Annotated in this window: 10 protein-coding genes and 1 pseudogene; 2 read left to right on the top strand and 9 right to left on the bottom strand. The window is 56.7% G+C overall.

The genetic code is table 11. The features are described from left to right. Positions 1–286 (top strand): annotated as a pseudogene (locus ACSVIK_RS17985) (hypothetical protein); the annotation flags it as partial. A 63-nt stretch (positions 287–349) separates the two neighbouring features. On the opposite strand, the gene ACSVIK_RS17980 reads toward ACSVIK_RS17985, so the two are convergent. From ACSVIK_RS17980 to ACSVIK_RS17955, 6 genes are all read right to left on the bottom strand, one after another. Continuing rightward, complete coding sequence (locus ACSVIK_RS17980; protein WP_442445604.1) at positions 350–1,630, bottom strand: hypothetical protein; 1,281 nt, start codon at positions 1,628–1,630, stop codon at positions 350–352. Positions 1,631–1,976: 346 nt separating this feature from the next. Further along, entirely contained in the window at positions 1,977–2,099 is a 123-nt protein-coding gene (locus ACSVIK_RS17975) for a YhfG family protein (protein WP_442445603.1), read from the bottom strand. Continuing rightward, positions 2,100–2,381, bottom strand: coding sequence for a HigA family addiction module antitoxin (locus tag ACSVIK_RS17970; RefSeq protein ID WP_442445602.1), 282 nt, complete (start codon positions 2,379–2,381; stop codon positions 2,100–2,102). It abuts the gene before it with no gap. 13 nt (positions 2,382–2,394) lie between these two features. Then, complete coding sequence (locus tag ACSVIK_RS17965; RefSeq protein ID WP_442445601.1) at positions 2,395–2,709, bottom strand: type II toxin-antitoxin system RelE family toxin; 315 nt, start codon at positions 2,707–2,709, stop codon at positions 2,395–2,397. Continuing rightward, positions 2,675–2,947: a type II toxin-antitoxin system Phd/YefM family antitoxin gene (locus ACSVIK_RS17960; protein ID WP_442445600.1), complete on the bottom strand. Its 273-nt coding sequence runs from the start codon at positions 2,945–2,947 to the stop codon at positions 2,675–2,677. The genes ACSVIK_RS17965 and ACSVIK_RS17960 overlap by 35 nt, the downstream gene beginning before the upstream one ends. Before the next feature lie 102 nt (positions 2,948–3,049). Further along, positions 3,050–3,301 (bottom strand): hypothetical protein, encoded by a 252-nt coding sequence (locus ACSVIK_RS17955; RefSeq protein ID WP_442445599.1) that lies wholly within the window; start codon positions 3,299–3,301, stop codon positions 3,050–3,052. Between the two features lie 209 nt (positions 3,302–3,510). On the opposite strand from ACSVIK_RS17955, the gene ACSVIK_RS17950 reads away from it, so the two are divergent. Further along, entirely contained in the window at positions 3,511–3,834 is a 324-nt protein-coding gene (locus ACSVIK_RS17950) for a hypothetical protein (protein WP_442445598.1), read from the top strand. Here the strand turns inward: ACSVIK_RS17950 and ACSVIK_RS17945 are convergent. The 3 genes from ACSVIK_RS17945 to ACSVIK_RS17935 form a co-directional block, all read right to left on the bottom strand. Then, complete coding sequence (locus ACSVIK_RS17945; protein ID WP_442445597.1) at positions 3,831–4,853, bottom strand: GGDEF domain-containing protein; 1,023 nt, start codon at positions 4,851–4,853, stop codon at positions 3,831–3,833. The genes ACSVIK_RS17950 and ACSVIK_RS17945 overlap by 4 nt on opposite strands. Positions 4,854–4,984: 131 nt before the next feature. Beyond that, positions 4,985–5,389, bottom strand: coding sequence for a GNAT family N-acetyltransferase (locus ACSVIK_RS17940; protein ID WP_442445596.1), 405 nt, complete (start codon positions 5,387–5,389; stop codon positions 4,985–4,987). 53 nt (positions 5,390–5,442) lie between these two features. Further along, entirely contained in the window at positions 5,443–6,339 is an 897-nt protein-coding gene (locus ACSVIK_RS17935; protein ID WP_442445595.1) for a homocysteine S-methyltransferase family protein, read from the bottom strand. Positions 6,340–6,345: the final 6 nt, after the last annotated feature.

Here is a 6,345-nt window from a genome sequence, read left to right as displayed (position 1 = left end):
CCAAACTGCCCGACTCATGCAGGCGTCTTCAAGCTATCCCATTGATCAAAATGGGATTTTTGTGGGGATTCCTCAGGCCCGGATGCCGTTGGTCAAACGCACTGTCATCAGTGATCATTGCCGGTGGCAGACCGTGGCGACAGACATCAGAACCAAGACCAGGGTGGAAGACCTGTCCGCGCTGCTGGCGGCATACGAGCTTTACATTGTTCGAGGGGAGGTTGATCTATCCCGAGGACAAATCAGTCCGGTAAAATTGGCAGGACAAGACGCGGGCAGCAAGTAACAGCGGAAGTGGCCCGGCGATGGTTTGCCAGAGCAAAGAGCTCTAGGTAAAGAGCTAGTTTGATTAATTCTGTGGATAAAGAATGTTACTTAGGGTGGCTTGTAGTATGAGCCATTGGCCGTCATTACATGACCTGACGTAGTCATACCCTTCGCTGTCTACGTAAAGTAAGGAAATACTTACTTCAATGCTTTTTTCTGAAAAGCCTAAAACTGTATTTAGTCTGCTTTTTGATGGAGATACATCTATTGATGATAGTATCTCAAATGACGTTAGCTTTTTTTTAGAATAGTCAAGTTTTATGCTTCCGGCACACTTTCCTTTTGGCTCGCCATGACAGTGCAGTAGGGCTTCAGCCATTAATCCATATCTTTTGTTTCTCCAGTTTTCTAGGAATCCCCATAAAACAAACTCTGGTGTGTCGTGTGGGATGGTTTCTGAATTGTTTTTAATGGGGAAATGAGTTAGCTCAGCTGGTTGCCTAGGAGACCACTCATGGAAGTGCTTCATTATGACTTCTCTTTTTTTCTTTCTCTCGATGAGCTCAAACCATGAGAAGTCGTCTTTGGCTTTGGATGGATTTTTCTTGCCATCGCTGATCGCGTCAGCCCAATCTTTAACTGCAAAAAGGGCAGCCCAGCATTTAGCTGCCACTAATTTGTTATCAAAAGTTAGATCACGGCCATGCAAGATTCCATTTCTATATGGAATGGTTATTTCCTCCTCGGTTGTAATTGCTCTGCCCTTTGAAAGAAGGGATGTCAAGGTTTGTAGGCCTGAGCTGTGTGCTGCCACTGAGTCCCAGGCAGTCAAGTCCGCAGAGCTAGCAAAAAAGCCAACGCTCTTGGTCACATCGTTGACTATGCCGTCTAACAGACTAAGTAGAAGAGGTATGCACGCGTGATACCTCGCATCTAGATAGTCTGCTTTTGCTAGGTTTATGAGTCTTAGACGTGAGGCAAAGGCTTGGGGACTATGAAAGCCTCTTGATGCGCAGTTCAAAAAATCTGCATCATAAGAATCGGCAAGATAATTTTCGGCGTCACTAATTCCGTTTTCGTCATAGATTTTAATGGCTTCTCTGGCAACATCGATGGGCATCGACTCGTAAGCAATCCAGCCTACGCTGGAGAACCTTTCATTAAAACTGTCTGGTATATAGGGAGCATCCATATTGGCTTTGCTCTCTGCGAATTCATCAAAGGCGCTTTGAAGCTCTGGGTGTTGCTTCTTTAATTGGGGGTTGTTTTGGTATAGATGTTCTAGGAGACCGACACCACGAGCCAGCTCTATTAATTTTGCATGAGACGGGTTGTCTTGGATTTTTTTGTCGGTCATGAGCAAGGTGGTAAAGTCATTTCAAGCGTGGAAAGACGGTACATTTAATTTCTGCTGGAAGAGCGTCACCGATAAGGTGTCTCCTTCCAGGCTCAAAACACAATGCATCGGATACTAGCCAATAGCTGGCACTGGCGAAAGCCCCGTTTCTACTGGCTTCCAGCTTTTGCGGAGGAAGGTGCAGTATTTTCGTAATGCGAAGGTCGCAGGTTCGACTCCTGTTTCCGGCACCATAAAAATCAAAGGGTTAGCTTCGGCTAGCCCTTTGTCGTTTCTGGCGGTGTCTCTGCTAGGCGATTAGGCCGGCCGGTGCGATAGATACCATCCTGATCGAAGCCGTATCTATCGAGCATCAATCCTGCTGGGCGCGTAAAGCGCTCAGGGCTCTTTCGCGCGTTGGGAGTTTGCGCTTGGCATCTTCTTGTGTGGTAGCGAAGCCTTCCAGGCGCCGGCTGGCGGCATACCCTGAGTGCATTCATGCAAATGCCAGCTTTCCAACCTGCCGCAGGTCTATGTGTTGGCGGGCATTCCACAAGTCGCAAGCATCCTGCATGGCTAGCCAGCTTTCAGGTGAGCGACCAAGTGCTAGCGAGAGGCGCAGGGTCATTTCCGGCGTTACGCGGCTGGTGCCCTTGAGCACACGGCTCAGGGTCGAGGGTGCTACGCGCAGCTTTTCGGCCAGCTCACGACCGCTGATGCCATATGGCTTCAAGTAGGTTTCGGTGATGAAGTCGCCCGGGTGTGGAGGGTTGTGCATGACAGTAAACTCCTTACAAACGACTGGCGGCACTGCCATAGACCTTGCTGCGTTCTCGCTTGCCTACGGCGATCACGGTCACGACCAGGCGGCTGTCGATAACTTCATAAACCAGGCGGTAGCCGATTGAGCGTAGCTTGATCTTGTAGCAGTTGGGCATATCCCGAAGCTTGTCGGCCTCGACTCGGGGATTCTCCAAGCGCTCCTTGAGCTTCTTGGCAAACTGCAACTGGATAGTATTGCCCAGCTTGCCCCATTCCTTGAGGGCCTGGGCATTGAACTCCAGGGCGTACTTAGTCGGCTCCGCCGGCTTGTGCGATGAGGTCATCGATATCGACTCGTACAGTGGGTGCACCATGGCGTTCACGCACCACTTCGGCCAGGCGGGCATCGTCGATCATTTCCAGCATGGCTTCGTACAGCGCTGGAGGCACGGCATAGAAGGCGGGTTCGTTGCGATTGAGGATCACGACGGTTTTACCGCCGCCTTCGCGGATGGTGCCCATCGGGTCTTTCTTGAGGTCGGTCACCGATGCTGCAACATCGGCCAATATTGCATAGGTCATGGCTCTCTCTCTGCTTTCCTGGAAAGCAGGCCAGAGCATAGCTCTGTTTAAAGTGCTTTTAAAGGTGCTTTATGGCGGGCAATGAGACTAGAGATGGAGCCTCTACATCAGGTTATAGCTGACGTAAGCCAGCATGCCGAAGGCGAACAGGAAGATGGCGTAGATCGGCCACAGGCTGCCTGGCTCCAGGGGGGTGGATGCTTCGTGGCGGTCGGGCAGGGCGGCTTTCTGTGGGAGGGCGACCTTTCTAGCGAGGTTTGTGCCGCTGCGTCGGGGAGCGGTGTTGAAGTTTTCCCAGGATGCCTTGCGGCCGTTGCGGCGCAGGTTGTCTCGATGCAGCTCTGATTCTTCCATGTTCGTTACGGCCTCCTGGCCTAGTGCTATCACGGGTGTGGCACATGCTACACAAGGCTGCAGGAAAGGCCAGTGAAATGTGACGTGGTCGTGGTTTTGCGGGCTGGGTCGAGGCTGCAACCTTCTTCATATCCCTTGTCAAAAGAGCACTATGGTGCTGTTTTGTCGACTCTGCAGGCGGTCACGATCAGGGGTTGGAGGGTTCAGCGATGCTGCGTTTGATTTCGATGGTGCTGGTTTGCATCTGTGCCGCTGCGGCCTTTGCCGATGAGCCGCAGACGATCAGGGTCATTCCCAAGAGTTACGTCAGCCCGGGCGCCGGTGGCAGCGTGTCCGGTTCGGCGCATTACCAGCAGTACGACCTCTATGGTGGTCAGCGCCTGCCGCAAGGCAGCGTACGCCAGGAGAGCCGCTACGGCAGTCATTCCACTGAGACACGCGGCGGCATTCGGCAGAGCACCGAATACCCGGGTGGGCTGATCATCGAGCGGCAGCCGGGGGCGGGTGGTTATCAGCAGCAGCGCAGCCGTTAGTCCGGCTCCCCAGGGTGGATGATGGCGCGGTTGCGTCCGGCGCTCTTGGCCTCGTAGAGGCAGGTATCGGCACGTTGCATCCAGCTTTCCCAGTGTTCTCCGCTTTGCAGAACGGCGCCGCCAATGGAGACGGTGACCGGGCCCACCGGGCTGCGCAGTTCGGCGGCGACGCGCTTGAGCAGATTCTGCGCGACGCTGTGCAAGCCGCTCAGATCGGTATTGGGCAGCAGCAACAGAAACTCTTCGCCGCCGAAGCGAAACAGGCGGTCTTCGCTGCGTGAGACGCGCTGCATGATTTCGACGAAGGCGATCAGCACCTGGTCGCCTGCATGATGGCCGCAGCGGTCATTGACCTGCTTGAAGTGATCCAGATCCATGATCAGCACACCATAGCTGTGCCTGTGGCGGCGATGGCTGGCCACGGCGATCTTCAGTTCCTCGTTCATGGCGCGCCGGTTGCGTGCGCCGGTGAGTGGATCCTGTGAGGCCATCACCTGCAACTGGTCACGCTGGATACCGGTGCGGTAGGCGAAGATGAAGCTCAAGGTGCTGGCCATCATGCTGGTGACCAGGAACGACACCATCTGATAGTTGCTCTCGAACACGCTACCGGGAAACACCAGGGCATGGATGACGAGGCTCGCGAGCACCAGCAGGGTGGCGAGCAAGGCCTTGCCGGGCGGAACCATGAAGAAGTTGAAGAGGATCAGTGGGTAGATCCAGAACAGGCCGTTGACCCCCAGGTTGATGGCGATGAGGGTGGCGCCGACGGAAAATACGGCGGCCAGATAGATGCCAGGGGTGTTCGTGTCGCGCTTTACCCAGGCGTAAGTCACCGCGGCCAGGGTCGAGAGCACGATGATGGTGTCGGCGATGCCGACCAGATAGTTACCCGTCAGCAGGCGATAGACGGCATAGGGGGCAATGCCGATCACGCCGAATAAGCCCATTAGGGAGACTATCGACAGTTGGAAGTCGTTACGCAGGCGCTTGAGCACGCGAGTCTTGAGGGTCTTCATGGCATTTTTCATTGTTGTGCAGACAAGCATGCAGAGCTTTGCCGATGTCTGGCAAGGCTTTTTCTGGGCAAAGTGCCATCAGTTTCTGTTGCTGTTTCGCTCTGAAGGGGCAACAGAACCTGTACGAGCGTTCAGTGAACGCGCAACGCTATTAGAGACTTGTTGCGGCGATAACGGGCCAGCCGTTGGTCGAGTTCATCCGGCAGGTGCAGGGATGGATGAAAGCCCTGGCGTCGATAGAACCCAGTGAGATCGGGATGGCAGAACAGCCAGACCGGTTCGGGATGCGCCTGCAGGCTCTGCGCCAGGAGCCCGGCTGCAAGGCCCTGGCCGCGTTGTGCCGGTGCCACGAACAGGCCGGTGAGCCACTGCCCGTCGGCCACAGAGCGCAGGCTCAGGGCGGCGAGGATGTCGTTGCCCTGTTGTGCCACCCACAACTCGTCGCCGGCCTGGCTGCGCATGGCGGAGCGATGCTGGCGGTAGAACTTGTCCACCAGTGGGCGCAGCACGCTGGGCAGTTGGCGGTAGTCAGGCATGCAGGAGTGCGCAGGCACGACACGCAGGGCTGCTCGTCGTGCCTGTAGACGGCTTACAGGTGGCGGTGGAGTTCGGCGATATGCTCCGGGCCGATGCCGCAACAGCCGCCGAGCATGCTCGCGCCACGCTGGCGCCAGTCCTTGGCCCAGGCCAGGTAGCCCGGCGGGTCGAGATCCTCGCGCAACTCGTCCAGGCCATCGTTGGCTTTGGCGTCCTTGGGTTGTGGCGGGAAGGCGTTGGCATAGGCGCCGAGGGCGACATCGACACCGAGACGGGTGTAGGTGTCGCGGGCCACATCGATGGCCGCGCCGATCACTTCCGGCTGGCTGCAGTTGAACAGCAGGTGCTGCACGCCCAGGTTGGCCATGGCCTCGGCAGCTTCGCTCAGGGGTTCGCCGGAGCGCAGGCGCGGCACCTCATCGACACCATCGTCCTGCAGGGTGAAGGACACCCAGAACGGCTTGCCGTCTTGCGGCAGTCGCTCATGAATGGCGCGTACTTCGGCGATCGAACTCTGGGTTTCCGCCAGCCACAGGTCGACATGCGGCGCCAGGCCCTGCAGCAGCGGGGTGAGCACTTCGCTGACGCGCTGCGGCTGGAACAGATCCGGCCGATAGGAGCCGAACAGCGGCGGCAGCGAACCGGCCACCCGCACCGGCTGAGCGCTGGCATCGGCCGCTTGGCGGGCCAGGCGACCAGCCGTATCGGCCAGGCTCAGACCTTCGGCGGCGAAACGCTGTTCACCGATATGAAAGGGCACGACGGCGTAGCTGTTGCTGGTGATGACCCCTGCACCGGCCTCGATGAAGGCTGCATGAACGGCAATCACGGCCTCGGGCGCTTCGGTCAGGGCCAGGGCCGACCATTCCGGCTGGCGAAAAGGGGCGCCGCGGCGCTGCAATTCTCGTCCCATGCCGCCATCGAGAATAAGCAAAGGCTTGTCGTGCATATGACT

This window comes from Pseudomonas sp. NCHU5216, from assembly GCF_052156495.1.
In the GTDB taxonomy this organism is placed as follows: domain Bacteria; phylum Pseudomonadota; class Gammaproteobacteria; order Pseudomonadales; family Pseudomonadaceae; genus Aquipseudomonas.
Note: the sequence above shows the minus strand (reverse complement) of the source record. Positions and strands in the feature narration are given on the sequence as shown.